The organism is Pseudonocardia yuanmonensis, from assembly GCF_039542425.1.
Lineage (GTDB): Bacteria > Actinomycetota > Actinomycetes > Mycobacteriales > Pseudonocardiaceae > Pseudonocardia > Pseudonocardia yuanmonensis.
Genome location: NZ_BAABIC010000010.1, coordinates 144,495 through 168,792, shown reverse-complemented (window position 1 = coordinate 168,792; position 24,298 = coordinate 144,495). Strand labels below are relative to the sequence as shown.

Below are 24,298 nucleotides of genomic sequence, written 5' to 3'. Positions count from 1 at the left end.
ATCCGGAGGAGAGGAGCGCATGGTGCTCAGCAGCAAGGAGCGGGCTGCCCTCGCGGCGATCGGCAGAGTCCTCGAACGCGAGGACCCCCGGCTCGCCCGGCAGCTCACGGCCGACCCCCGGGAGGTGCCCGGCCCGGTCGAGCCGAGCCCCGGGCGCCCGACCCCCGCGGCTCCCGTCCCCGACCCGTTGCTCGCGGCGGGCGCACCGGCCCCGGCGGCCGGGGACGCCCTCGGCGACCCCGCCGGGGACCGCACCGACCGCCGGGACGGCGACGGCGGGACCGGGGAGGAGGACGACGACGCGGATCTGTCGGCACCCGGCCCCGAGATCACCGGGATCCTCGTACTCACCGTGCTGGCCGTGCTCGGGCTGGTCGTCGGCCTCCTGGCCGGACGGCCGGGGTACGCCCTGATCGGGGCGGCGATGGGCACCGTGGGCGGGCTGTGGTGGCGCTGCCTGCGCCGCCGCCCGGGGCACGGCGGCCCGTGCGGCCGCGCGTGCGGCGGCTAGGGCCCCGGTCGGGGTCGGACGGGGACCCGCGAGCGGGCCCGCCCTCCCCCGGAGCGGATCCCGGCCCTCGGCGATACTGCTCCCGTGGCGGTGCGGACGATGGGCGTCGAGGAGGAGTTCCTGCTGGTCGACCCGGACTCGGGCGAGCCCCGCGCCGTCGGGTCCACCGTGCTGCGCCGTGCCGCGGGTGAGCTCACCGGCGAGCTGCAGGCCCAGCAGGTGGAGACCGCGACCGACCCCTGCCGCGACCTCGGCGACCTGCTCGGCGAGATCCGCACCCGGCGCGGCGAGGCCGAGCGGGCGGCCCGCGCCGCGGGCGTGGAGGCGGTGGCGCTCGGCACGCCGCCGGTCCCCGCGGACCCGCACGTCTCCTCCGACGCCCGCTACCGGGCGATGGTCGAACGCTTCGGCCGCACCGGGCTCGAGCAGCTGACCTGCGCCTGCCACGTGCACGTCGCCGTGGACTCGGCGGACGAGGCCGTCGGCGCGCTCGACCGGATCCGGCCGTGGCTCGCGGTGCTGCTCGCGCTGTCGGTCAACTCGCCCTTCTGGGACGGCACGGACACCGGCTACGCGGGCTTCCGCACCCAGGTCTGGGGCCGCTGGCCCTCGGCGGGACCGACCGGTCCCTACGGCTCGGCCGCCGCGTACCGCGAGCTCACCGAGACCCTGCTCGGCACGGACACCCTGCTCGACGAGGGCATGTTCTACTTCGACGCCCGCCTCTCCGCCCACCACCCCACGCTCGAGGTCCGGGTCGCGGACGTGTGCCGCGAGCCGGTCGACGCCGTCCTCGTGGCCGCCCTGACCCGCGCTCTGGTCGAGACGGCGGCGCGCGAGTGGGCCGACGGGGTGCCGGCCGACGCGGTGCGGGTCGAGGTCCTGCGGCTGGCCGCGTGGCGGGCGAGCCGCTCGGGGCCGGACGCGGAGCTGCTGCACCCGCACACCTGGCGCCCGGCCCCGGCGGCGGACGTCGTGCGCGCGCTGATCGACCACGTCGGACCGGCCCTGCGGGACGCCGGCGACCTCGACACGGTCCGGGAGCTCTGGCAGGCCCTGGCCGCGCGCCGGCCGGGCGCGACCCACCAGCGCCGGGCCTTCGAGGAGGGCGGCGACCTGCGCTCCGTGGTGCAGGACGCGCTGGCGGCGCGGGACTGAGCGGGAGCCCGCGCCCGGACCGTCAGGAGGCCTTGCGGCGCGAGCCCGAGGAGGACTTCCCGCCGCCCGACTTCCCGCTCGACTTACCCCCGCCGGACCTCCCGCCGCCGGACTTCTTGCCCCGGGCCTCCTCGACGCTGCGCTGCAGGGCCTCCAGCAGCGCGTTCATCTCGGTGGGCTCCGGCGGCTCGGACTCGGTGACGATCTCCCGGCCCTGCTTCTTGTCCTCGATCAGCTGCTCGACGCGGTCCCGGTAGGTGTCGCGGTACTGCTCGGGCTTCCACGGCCCGCTCATCGACTCGATGAGCTGCGTGGCCATCTTCAGTTCCTTCTCCCCCGGCTTCGTCCGCCGTGTGGGGACGTTCTCCAGGTCCGACGCGTCCCGGACCTCGTCGGCGAAGTGCAGGGTGTGCAGGGCCAGGACGTCGCCGTCGGCCCGCACCGCCGCCAGGTACTCCTTGCCGCGCATCACGAACGTCCCGATCGCGGCCTTCCCGCCCCGAGTCATCGCCTCGCGCAGCAGCGCATAGGGCTTGCGGTACTCGTCGCCCGTCGGGGCCAGCCAGTACGTGCGCTGGTAGTACACCGGGTCGATGTCGGCGAGGTCGACGAAGTCCGTGATGTCGAGGGTGCGGGAGCGGCCGGGCGCGATCTGGTCCAGCTCCTCCTGCTCGACCACGACGTACTCGCCGTCCCCCACCTCGGCGCCCTTGACGACGTCGCCGTAGTCGACCTCCTCGCCCGTGCGCTCGTTGACGCGCTGGTTGCGGATGCGGTCCGAGGTGCCCCGCTGGAACTGGTGGAAGTGGATCGTGTGGTCGTCCGTCGCGGTGAACAGCCCCACCGGGATCGACACCAGCCCGAAGGTGATCGAGCCCGTCCAGATCGCGCGTGCCACGCCGCCTCCCTCGTCCGTCCCGGTCCCCGGGCGCCGGTCGGGTACCCGCGACCGCACCCCGGCAGTCGTCCCCCTCCTGCCTACCGGGTCCCGGCCTCCGGGCCCAGCAGGTTGCCGAGCGGGCCCAGGTCGATGTTCAGGTCGCCCGGTTCCAGCCCGAAGTGCTCGCGCAGCTCGACCATCGCCTCCTCGAGCCGCATCAGCCCCAGGCCGAGCTGCTCGATCTTCTCCTCCGGCAGGTCGCCGGCGTCGACCCGGCGCAGCGCCTGCCGTTCCATGAGCTGGCGGAGCAGCTCGACGATCGTGAGCACGAGCCGCCCGAGGTCGCGGCCGACCGTGTCCGGCTGGGCCTCGACGCGGCGGGGCAGCTCAGGCACGAGGCGCCCCCGTGACGTCGACCTCCGTGACGTCGAACCCGGTGAGCTCGGCCTGCGCGAGCGCCCCGTCCGGCAGCGCCGGGTCGTGGCCCTCGTTCAGCTTCGCGACGGAGCTGATCAGTGCCCGCAGCGAGACGTGCACGAGGTCGACGTCCGCCAGCGAGATCGTGATGTCCCCGGTCAGCATCACGCCCCCGGCGAGCAGCCGGTCGAGCAGGTCGACGAGGCTCAGCTCGTCGTCCGGGTGGGCCAGCGTCACGACTCCCCCAGCGTGGCGAAGGAGAAGGGCGGCCACGGACCCGTGAGCTCGACCGTCGCGCCCTCCGCCTCGACTCCCGACAGCGCCGCGCGGAACTCCTCCTCGCCCGCCACGTCCACCAGGTACGTCGCGTTGAGCACCATCTCCTGCTCGCGGCCGCTGAGCCGGGCGTCCTGCGGCTTCATCCGGTACGCGGCCGCGGCGACCTGCGCCAGCGTCTCGTCGATCCGGTCGGCGACCGCGCGGGCGCGCTCGCGGGCCCGGGCGCCCCGGTCCCGGTCGGCGCGCCGGCGCAGCAGGTACGCCGTCCCGGGCTTCCCGGACGGCTCGGGCTCCTCGGCGGGCGCCTCGGGCTTCGCGTCGACGTAGACCTTGACCCCCCACTCCCGGCGGTCGCGGACCCGGTCGAGCACGGCCCCGAACTCGGCCGCGCGCTCGCGCAGCATCCGCGCGACGGCCTCGTCGTCCCGGTAGACGGTGGCCAGCCGCAGCGGCGCGGTGGGCAGCTCCGCCGCCGCCTCCACGATCACGCCGTGGTGCGCGCGGGCGAGCCGCTCGATGCGGCCCAGGTCCTCCATCGCGCGGGCCAGCGCCGCCTCGTCGAACTCCTCCTCGCGCACGGTGCCGACCACGGCGACGAGCGGGCCCTCGGCGACGAGCCGGGGTGCCTCGCCGTCGACGCCCGGCCCGGCCGGGGCCTCGGCGCCGCCGAGCCGCACCGCGTACAGCCAGACCAGGCTCACTCCCGCTCCCCCTGCTCCTCCCGGGCCCGTGCGGTCCGGGTCCGGGTCGGCTCGGGTTCCGGCTCCTGCTCCGGGGCGGCGCCCGCTCCCGACCCGTTCCCGAGCTCCCGGTTGCGGGCGGCCTCGAGGTCGCCGATGCGCTGGCGCAGGCGGCGGTTCTCCTCGTTCAGGTCGCGCTGGCCGGAGCTGAGCGTCGGGTCGTGCTCCCACCAGTCGATGCCCATCTCGCGGGCCTTGTCGACCGAGGCGACGAGCAACCTGATCTTGATGGTGAGCAGCTCGATGTCGAGCAGGTTCACCCGGATGTCGCCGGCGATCACGATGCCCTTGTCGAGCACGCGCTCCAGGATGTCGGCGAGGTTCGTCGACTCCACGCGGTGCTCGGGCGGACGCGCCGAGCGTCCCGGTACCGGAAGACCTCCGGTCGTCATCGTCCTCCTCTGTGCAGCTGCCCACGGCTGTGCCGGCCGGTCCTCTTGTAGCCGAGGAGATCGCCGTGCTCGTCGACCTCCACCTCGAAGACGGCCAGGATGTCGGCCGAGTCCGGGATCCGGCGGGTCTCGACGACCTCGACGCCGATCATCCAGCCCTCGTCCCGTCGCTCGATCGACACCACCGACTCCAGCTCGCGCCCGGTGAGTGCGACGATCTCCTCGGCCGCCCGCCGGGCCGCGTGGGCCGGCAGCGCGCCGCGGGCGCGCCCCCGCTTCCGCGGGGGCGCGGTGCCGTTGCGCGCGGTGCCGTTGCGCGCGGCGTCGGAGCGCGCGCTCCCGTTGTGCTCCCCGTCGTGCGAGCCCTCCCGCTCGCCGGCCGGCTCGCCCCTACGGGCGGCGGTGCGGCGAGCGGGGCGCTCGCGTCCGGTGTCCTCGTGTTGTTCCGTCATCCGTCCCGCCGGTCAGGCGCGGCGCACCATCAGCCGCTGCAACAGCTCGTTCTCACGCTCGGCGCACTCCTCCTCGGAGAGCTCGCCGGTCCGCCGCGCCTCGTCGACCCACTCCAGTTCGGCGCGGATCCGCGCGGGATCGTAGTACTGCTGCTCGGCCTGGTCCTGGATCTGCTGGGCCAGCCACAGGACCCCGCGCACGGGGGCCACCGGCAGCCCGAGCAGACCTGACACGATTCCCATCCGCGCTCACTCCTCCGGGACGAAGTCGTAGGGCGCGAGCGGGCCGAGCAGCCGCAGGTGGAGCCACTCGCCGGTGTCCGCGCCCAGCTCCTCGACGGCCTTCTCGAACTCCTCCGCGCCGTCCCGCCGGACCAGGAACGCCGCGTTCACGACGTCCTCGGGCTGGGTCGGGGTGGTGGTCGAGACCGCCTCGGCGAACGGGCCGATCCGGTCGACGATGTCCTTGGCGTCGACGTCGCGGCGCTCCTCGAGCGCCTTGACGATCAGCTCGCCGAGCTTGACGCGGTCGTAGTAGGCCGCCTCCTCGGGCACCCCGCGGATGCGCTCCTGCAGCTCGCGCACCCCCGAGTCCTCCTCCACGATCTCGCGGAGCAGGACGTCCTGCTCGTAGCGGCCCTTGAGCGTGTACTGCACGGTGCCCTCGAGCTGGTCCAGCGCCCGGACGAACCGGTCGTGGTGGGGCGCGAGGAGCTCGCCGACCACGCCCTCCTCCTCGATCACGGCCGGGAACCGCATCGGGAGCACGGTCGTACGCGCGGCCACCGAGTCCACCACGGCCTCGTGGGCGACCAGGTCGTCCCGGGTGCCCAGCGGGCGGTCGAGCGGCACGTCGCCCACGATGGCGGCGACCTTGTCGTGCACGACCGTGGTGACCGTCCCCGAGGGGCCCAGCCCCACGAGGTCGTCGGGCAGCTCGGCGTCGGACCGGACCAACCCGTAGACGTACGTCGCGCTCACGCCTCACGCTCCCGCGTCCGCTGCGGCCGCCGCCGACGCGGCGCCTCCTCCCGCTCCTCCTCGCGGTTGTTGCCGCCCAGGAGCTCCTCCACCTTGTCGACGGCGGCGTCGATCACGCCCGTGGTCTTGCCCTTGGCGCCGCCCTCCATCACGCCCTGGGTGAGCTCGGTGAGGTCCTTGCCGCCCTTGCCCTTCCCGTACAGGTCGAGCCGGTTGGTGGCCTCGGCGAAGCGCAGGAACGTGTCCACGCTCGCCACCACCACGCGCGCGTCGATCGTGAGGATCTCGATCCCCACCAGCGACACCCGCACGAACACGTCGATGACCAGGCCCTTGTCGAGGATCAGCTCGACGACGTCGGCGAGGCCGCTCGAGCCTCCGCCGCCGCGCTGCACGTGGCCCCCACCCGTCTGCGTCGCCACCGTCATCGCTCATCGGCTCCTTCCGCCGGCGCCCGCGGGCTGCCGGCGTGCGGTACGGCGGCGGGCCGGGGGCGGCTCCTCGTCGGGTTCCTCGTCGGCCTCGTCGGCCTCGTCGGCGGGCGCGGTGTCCTCGTCCGCCTCGTCGACGGGCTCGGCCTCCTCCTCGGCGGCCTCGTCGACCGGGCCCTCCTCGGGGTACTCGTCGGCCTCGTCGGCCTCCTCGTAGTCGCCCTCGTCGGCGTACTCGTCGGCCTCGTCGTAGTCGCCCTCCTCGTCGGCGGGCTCCTCCTCGTAGTCCTCGTCGTACTCGGCGGCGGGCTCGGCCTCCTCGTCGTAACCCTCTCCGGCGCCCTCCTCGGCGTACTCGTCGCGCTCCTCGGGCTCGCCCTCCTCCTCGCGGGCGCGCCGCTCGTCCTCGAGCGCCTCCTCGTGGGTCCGGACGACCTCGGCGTCCCGGATCTCGCCGCGCCAGCCCTCGATCTCGTCCTGGTGCAGCATGGCCGTGGTCATGGCGTGCCGGCGGAAGTGCTTGAACTCCAGCCGGGCGCGGCGGCCCTGGGCGCGCCAGATGTTGCCGGTGCGCTCGAACAGGCCCTGCGGGTGGTACTCGAGCACCAGCAGCACCCGGGTGAGGTTCGGGCCCAGCCCGGTGAAGCTCACCGCTCCGTCCACGTGCCCCTTGGCGCCCTTGGAGCGCCACATGATGTGCGAGTCGGCGACCTGCTCCATGGTCGTCGCCTCCCACTCGCGGTGGGACCAGAAGACCTTCGCCTTCCAGTGGGTCTTCTCGTCGGTGATCTGGTCGACGCTCTCGACCTTCTTCATGAAGCCCGGGAAGTCGGCGTACTGGGTCCACAGGTTGTAGGTGGTGCGCACCGGGAGGCCGACGTCGATCTCCTCGACGATGTTGGTCAGCTTGACCTTCTTGCCGCCGCCGCTGCCGCCGCCCCCGCCCTCGGAGTCGTCGTCGCCGCCCCCGCCGAACAGGCCGGTCACCTTGTCCTTGATCCCCGAGAAGAAGCCGCCGCCCTTGCCGTCGCCGCCGTCGCCGTCCTCGCCCTCGGCGTCCGGGTCGCCGTCCTCGTCGTCACGGCGGCGGCCCAGGGCCTCGCGCACCCCGGTCCCGCCGTTCTCCGTGACCGTGTCGAGGCGGTCCGTCAGGCTCGTCACCCGGTCCGTGGCGGCCTCGGCCGCACGCTGCACGAGCAGCGACAGCAGGCGCGAGCCGGCGTCCTTCAACGCGTCGGCCGGAAGCGCCTCCGCCAGCTTCTTCGTGTCAGGCATCGCTGCTCCTCCGCTTGCCCGCGGTCTTGCCGCGCCCGGACGCCGCCTTGGCCCCACCCGCGGCGGCCCTCGCGCCGGCCCGGGCGGTGGCGGTGCCCGCGGCCGCGGTGCGACGCCCGCTGCCGGCGGCCCGCGACCCCGCCCCGCGCGCCGTGCCCTGCGCCTTGGCGGTGCGGCGCCGCTTCGGCGCCTCCTCGGCCTGCTCCGGCTCGGCCGGCTCGTCGCCCGACTCGTCGCCGGCCTCGTCGCTCGCCTGGTCACCGGCCTCGTCGGACCGGTCGGTCTCCTCGTCGTCGCCACCGGCCGCGTCGCGGGCGCTCGACACCGCGCTCTGCGTCGCGTCGGTGCCCGCCTCCCCGGCGTCCTCCGCCGTGTCCTTCCCCGTGTCGCTCGCCATGTTCTTCGCCGAGCCGGCTGCCCCGGAGCCGGCGTCGACGAGACCCTCGACCTTCTTGCCGACCTTGTCGGTCAGCGCGGCGACCTGGCGCGCCGCCACGGCCATCGCGGCGCCCTTGCCGGCGTCCAGCAGGCGCCCGCGGACCTGGTCGCTCAGCGCGGACAGCTCGGGGGAGCTGTTGAGCAGCTTGGCACCTTGCGCCAGGAGCTCACCCGGCCCGCCCGCACGACGCCCCGCGGCCATCCCGCCGAGCATCAGGGCGAGCTTCATCTTCTTGGTGCGTCCCAGGAAGTAGCCGCCGGCTACCCCGAGCGCCACCCGTGCGCCGCATTTCATCGTGCCTCCTCGTGTGGTGGCCGGTCCGCGCCCGCACGAATGCGACCGATGACACCGAACCGATCACGCTCGAGCCCCGAACCGGGGTCAGCAGCTTCTACCCGAACGGATCTGGCCGCACACGCTGAGCGCGGACATCGCGCATTTTTGCGCCGTTCGGTCCACTCTCCCGGCCCATTTTTCCGAAATGATCGTGAAACGGCCGGGTGACCCGCACTGGGACGTTTCCGCGACTGCGCTGGGCCGAACGAGGGCCTACCGCCCGGTCGGCCCAACGTGCTGTCACGCAGCGGAAGCGGCCGTGCGAGGAGGGTGCACGGCGAGGAGCTCGGTCGACGCAGCACCCGGAGCACTCCGCCGGGTACTCCGCTGTGGACGACGCCGTCCGGAGCCGACACGAGCGGGTCAGGAACCCGCTTTGGCGGCCGCCACGACGATCAGCACGATCAACGCGATGAGAACCAGCACCACGGTCACCGGCAACAACACGATCGCGAGGACGAGCGCAAGAATGATCGCGACGCGCATTCCGGTGCTCATGGCCCCGACCGCGCCCTTCAGCGCGCCCCAGATCGGGTTCTTGCCGGCCAGTCCGGCCCGGACCCCGCCGAGCACCGCGCCGACGGCGAGCCCGCCCGACGCGGCCATCTTCTGGAGGGTTCCGCCCAGGTCCTCCACGTGCTCCAGGACGAGCCCCACCGAGGACTTCAGCAGGGTGCGCAGCAGGTCCCGCAGGCTGGCCTTCAGGTCGGCGACCGCGGCCTGCCGGCGCTCGACGGGATCGAGGTCGGCGGGCCGCGTCCCGTTCTCCGACCGCGGGGCCTCGTCGTCGATCTCCAGCGCCGTCGTGCGCATCCGTGCTCCTTCCCGCCGCGCGGCCGGTGCCCGGCCGCGCCCCTCCCGAACTACCCCCGAGCGGGGTCGCACCACTCGCTCCGCGGGTCCCGCCGCACAGAATCCGCCCGTCCGTCGTAGCGACGGGGCGGACCCGGCCGTCCGCGTTGCCCCGACCGGCCCAGCCACGTGTCGATCACTCGCGGGTCGGGATCGCGGTTCACCACGTCGGGCCCGGGTAGCGCTCCCGCATGGCGAGCATCGGCTACTTCCTGTCCTGCGAGCAGTACGGCCCGAAGGAGCTCGTCGCCCAGGCGCGGGCGGCGGAACGGGCCGGCTTCGAGAGGCTGTGGATCTCCGACCACTTCCACCCGTGGAACGACGAGCAGGGCCAGAGCCCCTTCGTCTGGTCCGTGATCGGGGCGCTGTCGGAGGCGGTGTCGCTCCCCGTGACCACCGCGGTGACCTGCCCGACCGTCCGCATCCACCCGGCCGTGATCGCCCAGGCCGCGGCGACCGCCGCGGTGCAGCTCGACGGCCGGTTCATCCTCGGCGTCGGCAGCGGCGAGCTGCTCAACGAGCACGTCCTCGGCGACGCGTGGCCCTCGGTCGGCGAGCGACTGGCCATGCTCGAGGAGGCGGTCGACGTGATCCGCCTCCTGCACGAGGGGGAGCAGATCAGCCACCACGGCACCTACTACGAGGTGCAGGAGGCGCGGATCTACACGCTGCCGGACCAGCCGGTGCCGATCTACGTCTCCGGGTTCGGTCCGCAGGCGACCGAGCTGGCCGGGCGGATCGGGGACGGCTACTGCACCGTGATGCCCGACGGCGACCTGGTCCGGACCTTCCGCGAGTCCGGCGGCGGGGACAAGCCGGTCCAGGCCGGGATGAAGGTCTGCTGGGAGCCCGACCGCGAGGCCGCGATCGACCGGGCGCACCGCCTGTGGGGGAACGACGCGCTGCCCGGCCAGCTCGCCCAGACCCTGCCCCGCCCGCAGGACTTCGCCGACGCCATGACGCTGGTGCAGCGCGAGCAGGTCGCGGAGACGATCGTGTGCGGCGACGACCCGGACGACCACCTCGAGCGGGTCCGGCAGTACCTCGACGCCGGCGTGGACGAGGTCTACGTCCAGCAGGTCGGCGGGGACCACGAGGGCTTCTTCCGCGGCTGGTCCGAGAAGGTCCTGCCGCAGCTGCGCTGAGCCGCCCGCCGGGGCACCGCGCCCGGCCGGTGCTCAGCTCCGCCGGCGGAGCTGGGTCTCGTCCAGGTCGAGCTCCTGGCTGATCGCCACCATCGTCGGGCGGCTGATCTCGCCGCGCGACTGCAGCCGGCGCAGGGTCTCGCGCTCGACCTTCAGCAGGCGCAGCCGCAGGGCGCTGGTGTCGGTGGGGCCCTCGGCGTTCCGGTCGTGCCCCGCCCGCCCGTCCCCGTTCCTGCCGGCGCCGTCGCCGTCGCCCTGGTGGGCACGGCGGCTCGCCTCCAGCTGGTCCCGGAGGTGGTCGCGGCGCAGCTCCAGGACCTGGCGGAGCTCCTCCACCCCGGCCGGGCCGGGCTCGTCCTGCTCGGCGACCTCGTCGAGCTCGCGCAGCGCCGCGTCGACGGCGGCCCGGCGGGCCCGGAGCCCCTCGGTGCGCTCCCGCTCGTCGGGCCGCAGCCGCAGCACCCGCAGCAGCCAGGGCAGCGGCACCGTCTGGCCCACCAGGGTCACCAGCACCACCACGACGGTGAGGAAGAGCAGCAGGTCGCGGCGTGGGAACGGGGCCCCGCCGACCGCCGTCAGCGGGATGGACAGGGCCACGGCGAGCGACACCGCGCCCCGCGGCCCGCACCAGCCGAGGGCCAGGCGCTCCCGCCAGGGCATGTGCGAGGCCGGGTCCTGGCGGATCGGCAGCAGCTGACCCAGCGGGGGCACGGCCATCACCCAGGCGAGGCGGACCACGATCGCGGCCACCGACACCGCCAGCGCGGCGAGCAGGAGGGCCTGCCACGGGTAGGCCCCGATCTCGCGGAACACCGTCGGCACCTGGATGCCCAGCAGCACGAACAGCAGCGCCACGAGCAGGGTGTTCAGCACCGACCAGAAGGTCTCCGAGTGCAGCCGCACCGTCGGCTCGACCAGCCCCCGGCCCCGGACGCCGAGCCACACGGCCGCGGTCACCGTCGCCAGCACCCCGGAGGCGTGCAGCTCCTGCGCCGGGACGAAGGCCAGGTACGGAGTGACCAGGGAGAGCAGCACGTGGCTCGCGGTGTCCCGCACGTACCGGCGCAGGGCGGCGCTCACGATCCCGACCACCAGCCCGAGGGCGATGCCCCCGCCCACCTCGATCAACAGCTTCAGGCCGATCTCCCCGGCCGAGGTCGAGGCGCCCACCGCGCCGATCGCGACGGCGAACAGGGTCAGGGCCACGCCGTCGTTGACCAGGCCCTCGGACTCCAGCACGGTCACCAGCCGACGTGGGGCGCCGAGGCGTTGCAGGACCGAGCCGGCGGCCACGGGATCGGGCGGCGCGACGGCCGCGCCGAAGGCGATCGCGGCGGCCCAGCCCACGTCGGGGAAGACCAGCAGCAGGGTCCCGCCCACGGCCACCGCAGTGACGACGACCAGGCCGACCGCCTGCCCGACGACCGGCACGAGGTGGTTCGCCGTCTCGCGGGGGTCGCTGAAGAAGGCGGCGTAGTAGATCAGCGGCGGCAGGAACAGCAGCAGCACCAGGTCCGGGGAGAGCCGGACCTCCGCCACGCCGGGGATGAACGCGGCAGCCACGCCGAGCAGGACGTACACCGCGGCGTCGGGGAGCCCCGTCCGCCGGCTCACCAGGCGGCCGAGGACCACCCCCGCCGCCAGCACGACGACCACGAGCAGGACCTGAGTCGGCACGCGGCGAGCGGTACCCCGTGCGTGGGTCCGGCATGCCGGGAGCCGGGAGGTGGGCAGGGAGGTGGGCAGGGAGGTGGGCAGGGAGGTGGGCAGGGAGGTGGGCAGGGAGCCGGGCCGTAGGCTTGCCCGGTGCCGATGACCGCGAAGTACGCCACCACCTGCGGCGTCTGCTCGAACCCGATCCGGCCCGGCGAGGAGATCGCCAAGGCCGGGAAGTCGTGGGCGCACACGGCCTGCGCCGGGGCGGCCGGGAACGGTGGTTCCGGCGGTGCGGAGGCGGACACCCTGGCCGCGCGGCCCACCCGGTCGGCCCCGCGTCCGGACATGCCGGCGGCCGACGGCGCCCTCGAGGTGTGGACGGACGGGGCGTGCTCGGGCAACCCCGGTCCGGGCGGCTGGGCGTGGGCCACCCGCGACGGCCGGCAGGACAGCGGCGGCGAGGCGGGGACCACCAACCAGCGTATGGAGATCCGCGCCGCGCTGGAGGCGGTGCGGGCGCTCGAGGGCCCGCTGGTGGTGGTCAGCGACTCGACCTACGTCGTGAACTGCTTCCGGGACGGCTGGTGGAAGGGCTGGCTCGCGCGCGGCTGGACGACGAGCGCGCGCAAGCCGGTGGTGAGCCGGGACCTGTGGGAGCCCCTGATCACGCTGGTCAACGAGCGCGGGGACGTGTCCTTCCGCTGGGTCAAGGGCCACTCCGGCGACGAGATGAACGACCTCGTCGACGCGCTCGCGGTGGAGCAGTCGCGCGCGGTGGCCTGACGGCCCGCGGTCAACCGGCGCGGCGGCGCCTGCGGCCGAGCCGGCCCCACAGCATGACGCCCATGGCGGTGACCAGGGCGGCGAACAGCAGGGTGGGGCCGGAGAGCAGGGCCAGCCCGGCGAGCAGCCCGACGAGGCCGAGCAGGATCAGGGCGAGCGCCGCCGCCCGCCCCGCGCGGGCCGGGAACCTCCCGTCGGCGAGCCGCTCGGCGAAGCGCGGGTCCTCCATCCGGATCGCCGCCTCGATGTCCTGCAGCCGGCGCCGGTCCTCGTCGCTCAGCATGGCTCCCCCTCGCTCTTGCCGTGAGCGAACTCCCTCGGTCCGTGCCGGTCAATGGGCCGTCCGGGGTGGACCGCACGGGTTCCTGGCCCGTCCGCCGGACGCCGGCGCGGGCCGCCCTGCCCGGGCGGCCCGCGTCGTGCGCGACGATCACTTCAGGGGGTCGTGCCCCCAGTTCATCAGCGAGTGGCGCCAGGTCGTCTCCGTGACGTCGCCCTTCGGCTTCTGCGCCAGGTGCCGGTGCACGTAGCCGACGACCTTGCGCATGTGCTTCTCGTCGTCCTCGGACAGATCGGCCTTCCTGCTCCGCAGGATCTGCACGATCCGCCGGCCCGACTCGTGCCCGACGGACTCGCCGCCGTCCTTGTGCTGGCCGGCGTCCTTGGACTCGTCCGTCTTCAGCCACTTCTCGAGCTCGGCGGCGGTCATGTTGACCGCCTCGCCGAACTCCTCGTGGACCTCCTCGGCGCTCCTGCCGCTCACGACGTCGCGGTCCCGGGCTTGAACAGGACCTTCACCGCCCCGTCGCGCTTCTCCTGGAACATCTTGTAGGCGTCCGGTGCGGACTCCAGGGGCACGTGGTGGGTGGCGAAGTCCTCGGTGCCCAGCGGGTCGTCGTCCGTGAGCAGCGGCAGCAGGTCCGGCACCCAGCGGTGCACGTTCGCCTGACCCATCCGCAGCTGGATCTGCTTGTCGAACATCTGCAGCATCGGCAGCGGATCGGCCATCCCGCCGTAGACGCCGGACAGCGAGACCGTGCCGCCCCGGCGGACCAGCTCGATCGCCATCTGCAGCGCGGCCAGCCGGTCCACGCCCGCGGTCTTCATGAACGGCGCGGCCAGCGCGTCGGGCAGGAAACCGGCGAGCTGGTGGGCGATCTTGCCGAACGGCGAGCCGTGCGCCTCCATGCCGACGGCGTCGATCACCGCGTCCGCCCCGCGGCCGCCGGTGAGGGTGCGGACCGCGTCGACGACGTCCTTGCCGGCCTCGCGCAGGTCGATCGTGGTCACGCCGCGGTTCTGCGCCCGGCTCAGCCGCTCGGGCACCAGGTCGATGCCGATGACCGTCTCGACGCCGCGGTGCCGGGCGATCCGGCAGGCCATGTCGCCGATCGGGCCGAGCCCGAGGACGACCAGGCTGCCGTCCCGCGGCGGGTCGGCGTAGGCGACGGCCTGCCAGGCCGTGGGCAGCACGTCCGAGAGGTAGACGAACCGGTCGTCCGGCGGGCCCTCCGGCACCTTGATCGGCAGCCGGTCCCCGAACGGCACCCGCAGGAACTCCGCCTGCCCGCCCGGCACCTGGCCGTAGAGCTTCGTGTAGCCGAACAGGGACGCGCCCATGCCCTGCTCGCGGTTCTGGGTGGTCTCGCACTGCGAGTGCAGGCCGCGCTCGCACATCCAGCAGGTGCCGCAGGAGACGTTGAACGGCACCACCACGCGGTCGCCGACCTCGAGCGAGGTCACGCCCGGGCCCTTCTCCGCGACGATCCCCATCGGCTCGTGACCGAGGATGTCGCCCTCCCCGAGGAACGGGCCCAGCACCTCGTACAGGTGCAGGTCGGAGCCGCACAGGCCGGTCGAGGTGATCTGCACGATGACGTCGTCGGGATCCTTGATGGACGGGTCCGGGTGGGTGTCCACCCGGACGTCGCGCTTGCCGTGCCAGGTGACTGCGCGCACGACGCCTCCTCTCAGCCGGGGGTCAGGCGGGGTACTGGTGCTCGTTGAGCAGCCGGGCCAGGTGCGCCGCGTTGGCGGCGAGGGTGGCGGTCGTGGCCGCCACGGGTTCGGGGGTCTCGTCGAGGTCCTTGTAGTCCGTGCCGGACATCGCCTCGCCGTTCCAGTACACGGACCCCTGCGCCGGCACCGTGAAGCCGGTGTCGTTGAGCGCCTGGAACAGGTCGGCGGCGATCTTGTGGGCGCCGTCCTCGTTGCCGACGACGGCCGCGACCGCGACCTTGCCGAACATCAGCGGGCGGCCCTCGTCGTCCGTCTCGGAGATCTCGGCGTCCAGCCGCTCCAGCACGCGCTGCGCGACGCTGCTCATGTGCCCGACCCAGGTCGGGCTGGCCAGCAGCAGGATGTCGGCGTCGAGGATCCGGCGGCGCAGCTCCGGCCAGTCGTCGCCGGCGCCCATGTCGGGCTGGACGCCGGGACGGACGTCGTGGTCGACGACGCGGATCGTCTCGCCCACCACGTCGTGCTCCTTGAACGCGGCGAACACCTCGTCGATCAGCTTCTGGGTGCTCGACCCGGTCGGGGACGCGTTCAGGGTGCAGTTGAGGGCCAGTGCGGTGAGCATGCGGGCCTCCCGCTCGGGATCCACGGTCCCCGCTGCGATACCCGGCCGCGGGTGGGGCAAACGGACGCCGGCCGGGGTGCGGAGGTTCGGGGGTTACGCGGACAGGTACTCGCGTGCCAGCATGAAAGCTTCTCGGAGTCGCGGCGTTCAACCACGCAGCGCGCGATCTCCCGTCCCGGGGAGGCGCACCGCCGATGCAGGAGAGGGCCATGGTCGAGATCGAGCTCGAGGAACGCCCGGAACCGGGCCACCTCGTCGCGCACCTGCGCGGGGAGGTCGATCTCGCGACCCTCGGGCCCTTCCGCGCGGCGCTGCGCCGGCTCGCCGAGGCGGACTCCGCCGTCGTCGTCGTGGAGCTCGACGACCTGCAGCACCTCTGCGCGAGCGGGGTGCGGGAGCTGCTGACCCTGGGCGAGGACCTCGAGCGCCGCGGCGGGGGCCTGCACCTGGTGTGCGGCGAGCACCGGCCCGCGCAGATGATCCTGCGGGCGCTGGGCATCCCGGCGAGCGCCGGGCTCCCGGACGTGCCGGCGTACGCGGTGTCGCGCAGCGACCGGAGCTGATCCGGGCGCGGCCCCCCGGTTGAGCCCTCCGGCGGAGGGGAAGACCGGGGCATGCCCGTGCTCCCCCGCCCGCGCCGCACCGCCCCATGAGGCTGCCGTCGCCCCGCCTCACCGGCCGTTGGTCCACCGGCATCGCCATGGCGCTGCTCGGCCTCGCCCCCTTCGTGCTGCTCTCCACGGCGCCCTTCCTGTTCACCCCGGTGCTGGCCCGCGAGCTCGGCACCGACCGGGCCGGGCTGCAGCTCGGGCAGGGGCTGGCCAACGCGTCGTACGCCTTCGGCGTGGTCGCGGCCGCCGACCTGATGCGGCGCATCGACCCGCGCCGGATCTACCTGGGTTGCACCCTGCTGGTCGCCGCCGGGGCCGGGGCGGCCGCGCTCGCCGGGTCGAACGCCGTGCTCGTCACCGGGCGGGTGCTGCTGGGCCTGGGCAGCGGGATGCTGCTGGTCGTGGCGCTGCCGCCGGCCGTGACCGGGCACGGCCCGCGGCGGATCCCGCTCACCGTCGCGTTGATCAACCTGGGGCTCTTCGGCGGCTCGGTGCTCGGGACGTCGATCGGCGGGTTCGCCGCCACGCCCGGCGCCTGGCGCTGGGTGCACCTGGGCGCCGCGGTGATCGCGCTGGCGGGGTTCGTGGTGGGGCTCGCGGGGTTCGGGCGCAGCGACCCCGAGGCGCCGCGGATGCGCTTCGACCCGTCCGGCGTCCCGCTGGCCGCGGCCGCGACCTTCCTGCCCTTCGTGGGGGTGAGCGTGCTGGTCGGGCGCCCGGCCACCGCACCCGGGTTCGTGGTGCCGACGGTTCTCGGGCTGGCGGCGCTCGTGCTGCTGGTGGTCCGCGAGTACCGCAAGGAGGACCCGCTGATGCCGGTCCGGCTCCTCGCGCACACGCTGCCGATCACCGGCATCGGGGCCGCGATGGTCACCGGCGCCGGGTTCACCGCGTTCACCGAGCTGGCGGTGCTGCGGCTGCAGGGGGTCGAGGGACATCCGCCCGCGGTCGTCGGCGCGGCGCTGGCCACCCAGGTGGCCGGGATGCTGCTGGCGATCCTGCTGATCGTCCGCGTCCTGCCCACCCGGTGGTTGCCCGTGCTGGTGCTGGGCGGGCTGCTCACGGTGTGCGCGGCCGGTGCCGTCCTGCTGAGCGGCGGCGGTCTGGTGCGCGCGGCGGTAGCGGGGTTCCTGCTCGGGCTGGGCGCGGGCACGGGCGTGGCCCCGGGGCTCTTCCTCGGCGCGCTGAGCGTTCCCGCGCCCCGGCTCGGGCCGGCGTTCGCGCTGGTCCAGCTGCTGCGCGCGGAGGCGGCGTTCCTCGCGGCACCGGTGGTGATGCGGCTCGCGACCTCCGGCGGGCCCGCGGCGATCGACCGCACGATCCTGCTCGGTGTGGTGGTCACCGGCGTCGGTGCGGCGGTGCTGACGGGCGTGCTGCTGCTCGGCGGGTCCGGTCCGCAGAAGCCGGACCTGCGGCGGTGGACGGAGGGCGAGGGCACGGCCTTCCGCTCCCCGCCGGTCGCGGCCGTGCTGCGGGAGTGACGCCCTGGTGACCGGGTACGCGGGGGCCGGACGGCCGGGACGCCGGCCGGCTGACGACGTGACGAGGGAGGTCCGTGGCGTGCAGGACCCCGCCCAGCAGGACGGTGCCGAGAAGACCCGCGAGGAGACCCGCGGAGAGACCGGCGGGGAGGCCGGCGAGGACACCGGGTCCGGTCGCGGCGACGAGCAGGCGCGCGCGGAACGGGTCGACGAGCTGGCCCAGCAGATGAACGTGGCCAACAACTGCTCGCCGCCCCGCCCCGGCGATCCGGACTACTGATCCTGGACCACGCGTGTGCCGGCCCGGGGCACGGGTAGGGGCCGGACCATGCGGACCGTTCCGGAGGTCGTGGTCGTGGGTCAGCTGGCCCGGGACCTGGTGCTGGTCGTCGACGAGATGCCCGGGCCCGGGAGCGCGGCCGACGTCCGGGAGCGTCACGAGATGCTCGGCGGCAAGGGCGCGAACTGCGCGGTGGGCGTGACCCAGCTGGGTGCGACGGCCTCGCTGGTGGCCGTGGCCGGGGACGACACCGCGGCGGAGCTCGTGCTCGACCGCGCCCGCCTCGACGGGCTGGACGTGTCCCGGGTCGTGCGCCGCCCCGGCACGGCGACGGGCCTCGTGGTCGACGTCCTCGACCGGGAGGGGCGGTGGCGCTACCTGCAGGACCTGGGTGAGCCGGTGCTCCTCACCGAGGCCGACGTCGACGCCGCCGCCACGGAGCTGCGCGCGGCCCGCGTCGTGGTCCTGCAGGCCCAGCAGCCGGTGCCGGCCCTGCTCGCCGCCGCCCGGCACGCCCACATCGGCGGCGCCCGCATCCTGCTCGACGGCGTGCCCGGCGACGACGGGCGGGACGCGCTGCTCGGACTGGTCGACATGTTGCGCGCCGATCCCGCCGAGGCCGAGCAGCTGCTCGGCCGGGAGATCGACGGCCCGGCGGCCGCGGTCGACGCCGGCCGCCGGCTCGTCGACGACGGGCTCGGGGTCGCGGTGCTCGGCGTGGAACGCGACGAGCCGGGGAACGTGGCCGTCTGGGCGGGCGGCGAGGTGTTCCTGCCGCTCGAGGACCCCGGTCCGGAGGGGCCCGTCGACACGACGGGCGGGGGCGACGCGCTCACCGCCGGCCTCGCCGTCACCCTGCTGCGGGATCCGTCCGCGGACCCCGGCGCGGCCCTCGCGGTGGGCGTGGCCGCCGCGGCCTCGACGGTCCGCCACCCGGGCGGCCGCCCCGCCCTGTCCCCCGACCTCCTCCGCACACGCCCGTGACGAGGCGCCGGGGAAGCATGGCGCGCCCAGGGGCTCCGACCTTGCGCATCATGGATCCCTGACGCGGTGTCAGGGCGGGATCGTGCGCGTCAGGGAGCCATGGTGTGCTCGCGACCGCTCCGGGATCGCGTGGTGGATCCGTGCCGTGGTCGCCGGGGGTCGGCGTAGATGCGCTTGTGGGCGGCCCGGACCAGGCCGCGGTAGACCGGCCCGAGGCGGCCCGAGGCGGCGAGGGCGGCCCGGGCCGCGTTGGCGCCCGCCCCGCCGTGCACCGCGCCCCCGGGGTGAGCGGACGACCCGGAGAGGAAGAGCCGGTCGATCGGGGTGTCCGCGCGCCCCAGCCCGGGGACGGGCCGGAACACCAGCTGCTGGTGGACGGCCGCCGTGCCGCCGTTGATCGCCCCGTCGACCAGCCCGGGGTTGCGCCGCTGCAGGTCCGCGGGACCGGCCACGCTCCGCGCCCGGACCAGGTCACGGAAGCCCGGCGCGTTGCGCTCGATCGTCGCCTCGATGCGCTCGGCGTGCCGGAGCAGGTCCGCTTCGGTCCAGCCCAGGTCCCGCGGCACGTGCGTGTAGGCCCACGCGGACTCGGTGCCGGCGGGCGAGCGCGAGGGGTCGGCGACGGTCATCTGCCCGAACAGCAGGAAGGGTTGCTCGGGTACCCGTCCGGCGGCCAGGTCGGCGGCGTAGCCGCGCAGGCCGTGCATGTCGGAGCCCAGGTGCACGGTGCCGGCCCGGCGGGCCTCCGCCGCGGTCCAGGGCACCGGACCGTCGAGCGCCCAGTCGAGCTTGACCGTCGCGGTGTCCCACTGGAACCGGTCGAGGTCGCGGACGAACCGGGACGGCAGGTTCGCCTCGCCCACCAGGTCCCGGTAGAGCACCGGGGCGGGGACGTCGGCGAGCACGGCGCGCCGGGCCGTCACCGGCGTGCCCTCGGCGTCCCGCACCCCGACCGCGCGCCCGCCCTGCAGCAGCACCTCGCGCACCGGCCGGCCGCACTCGACCCGGCCGCCGCGCTCCTCGAGCCGTGCCACCAGCGCGTCGACGATCCGCCCGGCGCCGCCCTCGGGCACCGGGAAGCCGACGTCCTGGCCCAGCATGCAGAGCAGCCAGCCGAACACCGCGCTGCCCGCGGCGTCGGGCCCGAGGTCGGTGTGCAGCGCGTTGCCGGCCAGCAGCAGCTTGGCGCCCTCCCCGGCGAACCGCTCGTCGGCGAACCGGCGGACGGGCTGGACGATCATCCGCGCGAACCGCAGCGCGTCCGCCGCGCCGAGCGCGCGCAGCAGCCGCGGCGTGCCCTTGACCGGCGGGAACGGGCGCAGCACCGTCTCCAGCAGCGCGTCCCGGACGCGGTCCCACTCCCCCGCCATCTCCCGCCAGACCGCCCCGTCCCCGGGTGCGAACGCGTCCAGCCCGCCCGCGGTGGCGTCGAGGTCGCGGGACAGGACGGCGCAGCGGTCGTCCGGGGTGACGTGCGCGAGCACCTCGGGGGCGTGCCGCCAGCGCAGGCCGTACCGGTCGAGGCCGAGCTCGCGCAGCACCGGGGAGGCGGCGCCGAGCGGGTAGAAGGCGCTGAACAGGTCGCTCCGGAAGCCGGGCGCGGTGATCTCGGCGGTGCGCACGGCGCCGCCCGGGGCCTCGGCGGCCTCCAGGACGAGGACCTGCCAGCCGGCGTCGGCGAGCAGGTTGGCGGCGACGAGGCCGTTGTGCCCGGCCCCGACGACGACGGCGTCGGCGGTGTCGCTCACGACTGCCGCACGACCTTGTTCCGGACGATGCTCTCGAGCCGGGCCAGGGTCTCGGTGTTGCGCGGCACCAGCACGGCCTGCTGCACGAGCCCCGGGATCAGGACCGCCGGGCCGGACTCGGCGTGCTCCTGCATCACGATCCGCGTCCCGCCGGGTTCGGGCCGCAGCTCGATGCGCACCCGCGCGGCGCCGGACGGCCAGGCGTGCGCCTTGAGCTCGAGCAGCCGCTCCGGCTCGCAGGCCACCACCTCGGTGCGGTCCTTCAGCTGGACCGGCCAGCTGCCGACGCTGTGGTGCAGGCGCGTCCCGACGGCCGGGAAGCCGTCGTCGACGGCCCGCATGTGCGTGGCGCCCACCACCCAGAGCGGGTAGCTCCAGCCGTCGGCGAGCACCCGCCAGACCTCCGCCGGCTCCGCCGGCACGAACCGCTCGACCTGCATCCCGCTCCCTCCTCCGACGTTGCTCGTCACCACGCCCGTCACCACGTCCCGCCCGTCACCGCCGGACGGCCCGGCCGACGACCGCTCCCAGTGCGGTCGCGGCACCGAGGCCGGCCGCGATCCTGCGGGCCCGCTCGCGCCCCGGCCCGTTCCAGCCGTCGTGCACGCGGCGCGGCCGGTCGGGCGGGGCGTACAGGGTCCCCTGATCGTCCTCCGGCCCGCCGGGCCGGGCCAGCACGTAGCGGTGCACCTCGGCGGCGAACACCCGCTCGGCGCTCTCCGGCCAGACCTTGTGCTGCAGCAGGAGCAGCCGCGCGAGGACGCCGCCCGCCACGACCTCGCGCCGGGGCCTGCGGATCTGGTTCACGATGATGCGCGCGACCCGCTCGGGGCGGTAGGTCGGCGCGGCGAGCCGCGGCCGGGCACCCGTCCGGTTGGCGGCGTCCCGCCAGATGGGCGTGTCGATCGCGGCGGGCAGCACCGTGCCCACCCGCACCCCGCGCACGCCGGAGGTCCGCAGCTCCTGGCGCAGGCTGACGCCGAGCGCGCGGATCGCGAACTTCGCCATGGAGTAGGCCGCGCCGTAGGGCAGGGCGATCAGCCCGAGGATCGACGACACGTTCACGATCACTCCGTGGTCGCGCTCCATCATCCCGGGCAGGGCGGCGCGGCAGCCGTGCACGTACCCCATGAGGTCGACGTCGAGCACCCGCCGCACCTCCTCCAGCGGCACGTCGAGGAAGGCGCCGAACTCCACGACCCCGGCACAGTTCACCCAGGCGTCGATGCGGCCGAAGCGCCCCGTCGCGTCCCCGGCGACCGCCTCGACGGCCGCGAAGTCGCTGGTGTCGGCCGGGGCCGGGACCAGGCCGTGCCCGCTCAGCTCGGCCAGGGCGTCGGCGTCGCGGGCCACTCCGATCACACGCGCGCCGCGCCGGAGCAGCTCGAGCGCGGTCGCGCGCCCGATGCCACTCGACGCGCCGGTCACCACCACGACGCTCCCCGCGATCTCCACGTCCGGCGAACTACCCGTCCCCGCGCGGGTCACACGTCGTCCGGCGTGGACACGGTGAGGCCGGGTAGTTCTGCGCCCATGGAACCGGATCGCGTCGCGCACCCCTGGGGTGCCCGCACCCCGTACGGGAAGGGCGCGGAGTGGCCCGTCCGCGTCGACGTCCAGCTGGCCGAGGGCGTGACGGAGGAGGACGTCGAGCGCTGGGTCCCGGCCGCGTCGCTGCTGCACTCCAACGGCGACGCCATGGACGTGGCGGTGCGGGCGGGCCGGATCGTCGGGGTGCGGGGCCGGGCCGGGGACCGGGTGAACCGCGGCCGCCTCGGGCCCAAGGACCTCTTCGGCTGGCAGGCCAACGGCTCGCCCGACCGGCTCGCCCGCCCGCTCGTCCGCGAGGGCGGCGAGCTGGTCGAGACGGACTGGGACACCGCGATGGAGCGGATCGTGGCCCGCACCCGCGCCGTGCTCGCGGACGACGGACCGGCCGGCCTGGGCTTCTACACGACCGGTCAGCTGTTCGCCGAGGAGTACTGGACGCTCGCCGCCGTGGTGCACGGCGGGCTCGGCACGAGGAACCTCGACGGCAACACGCGGCTGTGCACGGCGACCGCGGCCGAGGCGCTCAAGGAGTCCTTCGGCAGCGACGGCCAGCCCGGGTCCTACGCCGACGTCGACCACGCGGACGTCATCGCCCTCTTCGGGCACAACGCGGCCGCGACGCAGCCCGTGCTGTGGAGCCGCATCCTCGACCGGCTCGCCGGCGACGACCCGCCCCGGCTGCTGTGCGTGGACCCGCGCACCACCGAGGTCGCCCGGGCCGCCCGCGCCTCCGGCGGCGTGCACCTCGCGCCGCGCCCCGGCACCAACCTGCCCCTGATGAACGGCCTGCTGCACCTGCTCCTCGAGGGCGGGCACGTGGACGAGGCGTACGTCGGCGCGCACACGGTGGGCTTCGCCGATCTCGCGGCGGTCGTCGCGGACTATCCGCCGGGGACCGTGGCGGAGCTGTGCGGGATTCCCGAACCCGACCTCCGGGCGGCCGCGGCCCTGCTCGGCGGGGCGCAGCGGCTGCTGTCGACGGTGCTGCAGGGCTTCTACCAGTCCCACCAGGCCACCGCGGCGGGGTGTGCGGTGAACAACGTGCACCTGCTGCGCGGGATGCTGGGCCGGCCCGGATGCGGGGTGCTGCAGATGAACGGCCAGCCCACGGCGGAGAACACCCGCGAGTGCGGCGCGAACGGCGACCTCGCGGGCTTCCGCAACTGGGCCAACCCGGCGCACGTCGAGGAGCTGGCCCGGATCTGGAACGTCGACCCGGACACACTGCCGCACGAGGGTCCGCCGACGCACGCGATGAAGCTGTTCGAGCAGGCCGAGCAGGGCACGATCCGGCTGCTGTGGATCTCCGGCACCAATCCCGCCGTCTCGCTGCCCGAGCTCGCCCGGATCCGCCGGGTGCTGGCGCAGGACGACCTGTTCGTGGTGGTGCAGGACCTGTTCCGCACCGAGACCACGGAGTTCGCCGACGTCGTGCTGCCCGCGGCGACGTGGGGCGAGAAGACCGGGGTGCTCACCAACGCGGACCGGACCGTGCACCTCGCGGAGAAGGCGGTCGACCCGCCCGGGGAGGCCCGGCCGGACCTCGACATCTTCCTGGACTTCGCCCGGCGCACGGACCTGCGCGACCGGGACGGGCAGGCCTTCCCGCCCTGGGACGACGCCGAATCGGCCTTCGCCGCCTGGGCCGCGTCGACCGCGGGCCGCCCGCTCGACCAGACCGCGCTGAGCCACGACCGGCTGCGCGGGGCGGGCGGGATCCAGTGGCCGTGCACGGCCGAGGCGCCGGACGGCACCCCACGGCTCTACGGCGACGGTCGCTTCCCCGCGCACCCGGACGTCTGCGAGAACTACCCGAAGGACCTGGTCACGGGCGAGCCCACGGACGCCGACGCGTACCGGGCCCGCAACCCGCAGGGCCGGGCGATGCTGCGGGCCGTCCGGCACGTCCCGCTGCCCGAGCCGACGGACGACGAGTACCCGCTCGCCCTGATCACCGGCCGCACGCTGGTGCACTTCCACACCCGCACCAAGACGGGCCGAGCGCCGGAGCTGCAGGACGCCGAGCCCGAGGTGTGGGTGGAGTGCTCCGCGGCCGACGCCGGGCGGGCGGGGCTGGCCGAGGGGGACCTCGCCGAGCTGCGCACCCGGCGCGGCCGCGTGCGGGCCCGGGTGCGGATCGTGGACCTGCGCGAGGGCGTGGTGTTCCTGCCCTTCCACTACGGCTACTGGGACGCGCCGGAGCGGGACCGGGCCCACGACCGGGCCGCCAACGAGCTCACCCTCACGACCTGGGACCCGGCATCGAAGCAGCCGGCGTTCAAGACCGGCGCCGCGGCGCTCGGCCCCGCCCGCTGAGGCCCCGCTCGAGCGGGCC

At 75.0% G+C, this 24,298-nt stretch carries 29 protein-coding genes; 9 read left to right on the top strand and 20 right to left on the bottom strand.

What is annotated here, in order from left to right:
• The first annotated feature begins 19 nt into the window (after window positions 1-19).
• Window positions 20-511 carry a DUF3040 domain-containing protein gene (locus tag ABD990_RS16755; RefSeq protein WP_345381458.1) on the top strand — a complete coding sequence of 164 codons (492 nt, stop codon included), beginning with the start codon at window positions 20-22 and terminating at the stop codon, window positions 509-511.
• Window positions 512-595: 84 nt separating this feature from the next.
• On the top strand, window positions 596-1,669 hold the full coding sequence (locus tag ABD990_RS16750) for a carboxylate-amine ligase (protein WP_345381457.1): 1,074 nt from the start codon (window positions 596-598) through the stop codon (window positions 1,667-1,669).
• Between the two features lie 22 nt (window positions 1,670-1,691).
• Here ABD990_RS16750 and ku read toward each other — a convergent pair whose 3' ends face one another.
• From ku to ABD990_RS16690, 12 genes are all read right to left on the bottom strand, one after another.
• Window positions 1,692-2,567, bottom strand: coding sequence for a non-homologous end joining protein Ku (gene ku / locus ABD990_RS16745; protein WP_425569614.1), 876 nt, complete (start codon window positions 2,565-2,567; stop codon window positions 1,692-1,694).
• 80 nt (window positions 2,568-2,647) lie between these two features.
• Window positions 2,648-2,944: a gas vesicle protein K gene (locus ABD990_RS16740; protein ID WP_345381456.1), complete on the bottom strand. Its 297-nt coding sequence runs from the start codon at window positions 2,942-2,944 to the stop codon at window positions 2,648-2,650.
• Window positions 2,937-3,203: a gas vesicle protein gene (locus tag ABD990_RS16735; RefSeq protein ID WP_345381455.1), complete on the bottom strand. Its 267-nt coding sequence runs from the start codon at window positions 3,201-3,203 to the stop codon at window positions 2,937-2,939. The genes ABD990_RS16740 and ABD990_RS16735 overlap by 8 nt, the downstream gene beginning before the upstream one ends.
• The gene (locus ABD990_RS16730; RefSeq protein WP_345381454.1) at window positions 3,200-3,946 is read right to left on the bottom strand and encodes a GvpL/GvpF family gas vesicle protein; all 747 of its coding nucleotides are present in this window, start codon (window positions 3,944-3,946) and stop codon (window positions 3,200-3,202) included. The genes ABD990_RS16735 and ABD990_RS16730 overlap by 4 nt, the downstream gene beginning before the upstream one ends.
• On the bottom strand, window positions 3,943-4,377 hold the full coding sequence (locus ABD990_RS16725; RefSeq protein ID WP_345381453.1) for a gas vesicle protein: 435 nt from the start codon (window positions 4,375-4,377) through the stop codon (window positions 3,943-3,945). The genes ABD990_RS16730 and ABD990_RS16725 overlap by 4 nt, the downstream gene beginning before the upstream one ends.
• Entirely contained in the window at window positions 4,374-4,829 is a 456-nt protein-coding gene (gvpO, locus tag ABD990_RS16720; protein ID WP_345381452.1) for a gas vesicle protein GvpO, read from the bottom strand. The genes ABD990_RS16725 and gvpO overlap by 4 nt, the downstream gene beginning before the upstream one ends.
• A 12-nt stretch (window positions 4,830-4,841) precedes the next feature.
• A complete protein-coding gene (locus ABD990_RS16715; protein ID WP_345381451.1) occupies window positions 4,842-5,072 on the bottom strand; it encodes a gas vesicle protein GvpG in 231 nt (76 codons plus the stop codon).
• 6 nt (window positions 5,073-5,078) lie between these two features.
• Window positions 5,079-5,810, bottom strand: a complete 732-nt coding sequence (locus tag ABD990_RS16710) for a GvpL/GvpF family gas vesicle protein (protein ID WP_345381450.1) — start codon at window positions 5,808-5,810, stop codon at window positions 5,079-5,081.
• On the bottom strand, window positions 5,807-6,238 hold the full coding sequence (gene gvpJ, locus ABD990_RS16705; RefSeq protein WP_345381449.1) for a gas vesicle protein GvpJ: 432 nt from the start codon (window positions 6,236-6,238) through the stop codon (window positions 5,807-5,809). Before gvpJ ends, ABD990_RS16710 begins: the two co-directional genes overlap by 4 nt.
• 3 nt (window positions 6,239-6,241) lie before the next feature.
• Window positions 6,242-7,516: an SRPBCC family protein gene (locus ABD990_RS16700; protein ID WP_345381448.1), complete on the bottom strand. Its 1,275-nt coding sequence runs from the start codon at window positions 7,514-7,516 to the stop codon at window positions 6,242-6,244.
• Entirely contained in the window at window positions 7,509-8,249 is a 741-nt protein-coding gene (locus ABD990_RS16695; RefSeq protein WP_345381447.1) for a hypothetical protein, read from the bottom strand. Before ABD990_RS16695 ends, ABD990_RS16700 begins: the two co-directional genes overlap by 8 nt.
• 405 nt (window positions 8,250-8,654) lie before the next feature.
• On the bottom strand, window positions 8,655-9,104 hold the full coding sequence (locus ABD990_RS16690; RefSeq protein ID WP_345381446.1) for a hypothetical protein: 450 nt from the start codon (window positions 9,102-9,104) through the stop codon (window positions 8,655-8,657).
• Window positions 9,105-9,334: 230 nt separating this feature from the next.
• On the opposite strand from ABD990_RS16690, the gene ABD990_RS16685 reads away from it, so the two are divergent.
• Window positions 9,335-10,288 (top strand): LLM class F420-dependent oxidoreductase, encoded by a 954-nt coding sequence (locus tag ABD990_RS16685; protein WP_345381445.1) that lies wholly within the window; start codon window positions 9,335-9,337, stop codon window positions 10,286-10,288.
• Between the two features lie 33 nt (window positions 10,289-10,321).
• On the opposite strand, the gene ABD990_RS16680 is transcribed toward ABD990_RS16685, so the two are convergent.
• Entirely contained in the window at window positions 10,322-11,965 is a 1,644-nt protein-coding gene (locus ABD990_RS16680) for a Na+/H+ antiporter (protein WP_345381444.1), read from the bottom strand.
• A gap of 135 nt (window positions 11,966-12,100) precedes the next feature.
• Here ABD990_RS16680 and ABD990_RS16675 point away from each other — a divergent pair, with 135 nt between their 5' ends.
• A complete protein-coding gene (locus ABD990_RS16675) occupies window positions 12,101-12,727 on the top strand; it encodes a ribonuclease H family protein (RefSeq protein WP_345381531.1) in 627 nt (208 codons plus the stop codon).
• Between the two features lie 10 nt (window positions 12,728-12,737).
• On the opposite strand, the gene ABD990_RS16670 is transcribed toward ABD990_RS16675, so the two are convergent.
• From ABD990_RS16670 to ABD990_RS16655, 4 genes are all read right to left on the bottom strand, one after another.
• Window positions 12,738-13,010 carry a DUF3040 domain-containing protein gene (locus ABD990_RS16670; RefSeq protein ID WP_345381443.1) on the bottom strand — a complete coding sequence of 91 codons (273 nt, stop codon included), beginning with the start codon at window positions 13,008-13,010 and terminating at the stop codon, window positions 12,738-12,740.
• 147 nt (window positions 13,011-13,157) lie between these two features.
• A complete protein-coding gene (locus tag ABD990_RS16665) occupies window positions 13,158-13,490 on the bottom strand; it encodes a DUF3140 domain-containing protein (RefSeq protein WP_345381442.1) in 333 nt (110 codons plus the stop codon).
• Window positions 13,487-14,686, bottom strand: coding sequence for an alcohol dehydrogenase catalytic domain-containing protein (locus tag ABD990_RS16660; RefSeq protein ID WP_345381441.1), 1,200 nt, complete (start codon window positions 14,684-14,686; stop codon window positions 13,487-13,489). Before ABD990_RS16660 ends, ABD990_RS16665 begins: the two co-directional genes overlap by 4 nt.
• Window positions 14,687-14,708: 22 nt before the next feature.
• Window positions 14,709-15,308: a flavodoxin family protein gene (locus ABD990_RS16655; RefSeq protein ID WP_345381440.1), complete on the bottom strand. Its 600-nt coding sequence runs from the start codon at window positions 15,306-15,308 to the stop codon at window positions 14,709-14,711.
• A gap of 209 nt (window positions 15,309-15,517) precedes the next feature.
• Between ABD990_RS16655 and ABD990_RS16650 the strand changes: the two genes are divergently transcribed.
• From ABD990_RS16650 to ABD990_RS16635, 4 genes are all read left to right on the top strand, one after another.
• Entirely contained in the window at window positions 15,518-15,871 is a 354-nt protein-coding gene (locus ABD990_RS16650) for an STAS domain-containing protein (RefSeq protein ID WP_345381439.1), read from the top strand.
• Between the two features lie 86 nt (window positions 15,872-15,957).
• Window positions 15,958-17,400 (top strand): MFS transporter, encoded by a 1,443-nt coding sequence (locus tag ABD990_RS16645; protein ID WP_345381438.1) that lies wholly within the window; start codon window positions 15,958-15,960, stop codon window positions 17,398-17,400.
• A 79-nt stretch (window positions 17,401-17,479) separates the two neighbouring features.
• Entirely contained in the window at window positions 17,480-17,680 is a 201-nt protein-coding gene (locus ABD990_RS16640) for a hypothetical protein (RefSeq protein ID WP_345381437.1), read from the top strand.
• Between the two features lie 48 nt (window positions 17,681-17,728).
• Window positions 17,729-18,664, top strand: coding sequence for a PfkB family carbohydrate kinase (locus ABD990_RS16635; RefSeq protein WP_345381436.1), 936 nt, complete (start codon window positions 17,729-17,731; stop codon window positions 18,662-18,664).
• 89 nt (window positions 18,665-18,753) lie between these two features.
• Here ABD990_RS16635 and ABD990_RS16630 read toward each other — a convergent pair whose 3' ends face one another.
• The 3 genes from ABD990_RS16630 to ABD990_RS16620 are packed head-to-tail and all read right to left on the bottom strand — an operon-like array spanning window position 18,754 to window position 21,867.
• Complete coding sequence (locus tag ABD990_RS16630) at window positions 18,754-20,412, bottom strand: phytoene desaturase family protein (protein ID WP_345381435.1); 1,659 nt, start codon at window positions 20,410-20,412, stop codon at window positions 18,754-18,756.
• Entirely contained in the window at window positions 20,409-20,885 is a 477-nt protein-coding gene (locus tag ABD990_RS16625) for an SRPBCC family protein (protein WP_345381434.1), read from the bottom strand. Before ABD990_RS16625 ends, ABD990_RS16630 begins: the two co-directional genes overlap by 4 nt.
• A gap of 22 nt (window positions 20,886-20,907) precedes the next feature.
• The gene (locus tag ABD990_RS16620) at window positions 20,908-21,867 is read right to left on the bottom strand and encodes an SDR family NAD(P)-dependent oxidoreductase (RefSeq protein ID WP_345381433.1); all 960 of its coding nucleotides are present in this window, start codon (window positions 21,865-21,867) and stop codon (window positions 20,908-20,910) included.
• A 78-nt stretch (window positions 21,868-21,945) separates the two neighbouring features.
• On the opposite strand from ABD990_RS16620, the gene ABD990_RS16615 reads away from it, so the two are divergent.
• Window positions 21,946-24,279 carry a molybdopterin oxidoreductase family protein gene (locus ABD990_RS16615; protein ID WP_345381432.1) on the top strand — a complete coding sequence of 778 codons (2,334 nt, stop codon included), beginning with the start codon at window positions 21,946-21,948 and terminating at the stop codon, window positions 24,277-24,279.
• The last annotated feature ends 19 nt before the right edge of the window (window positions 24,280-24,298 follow it).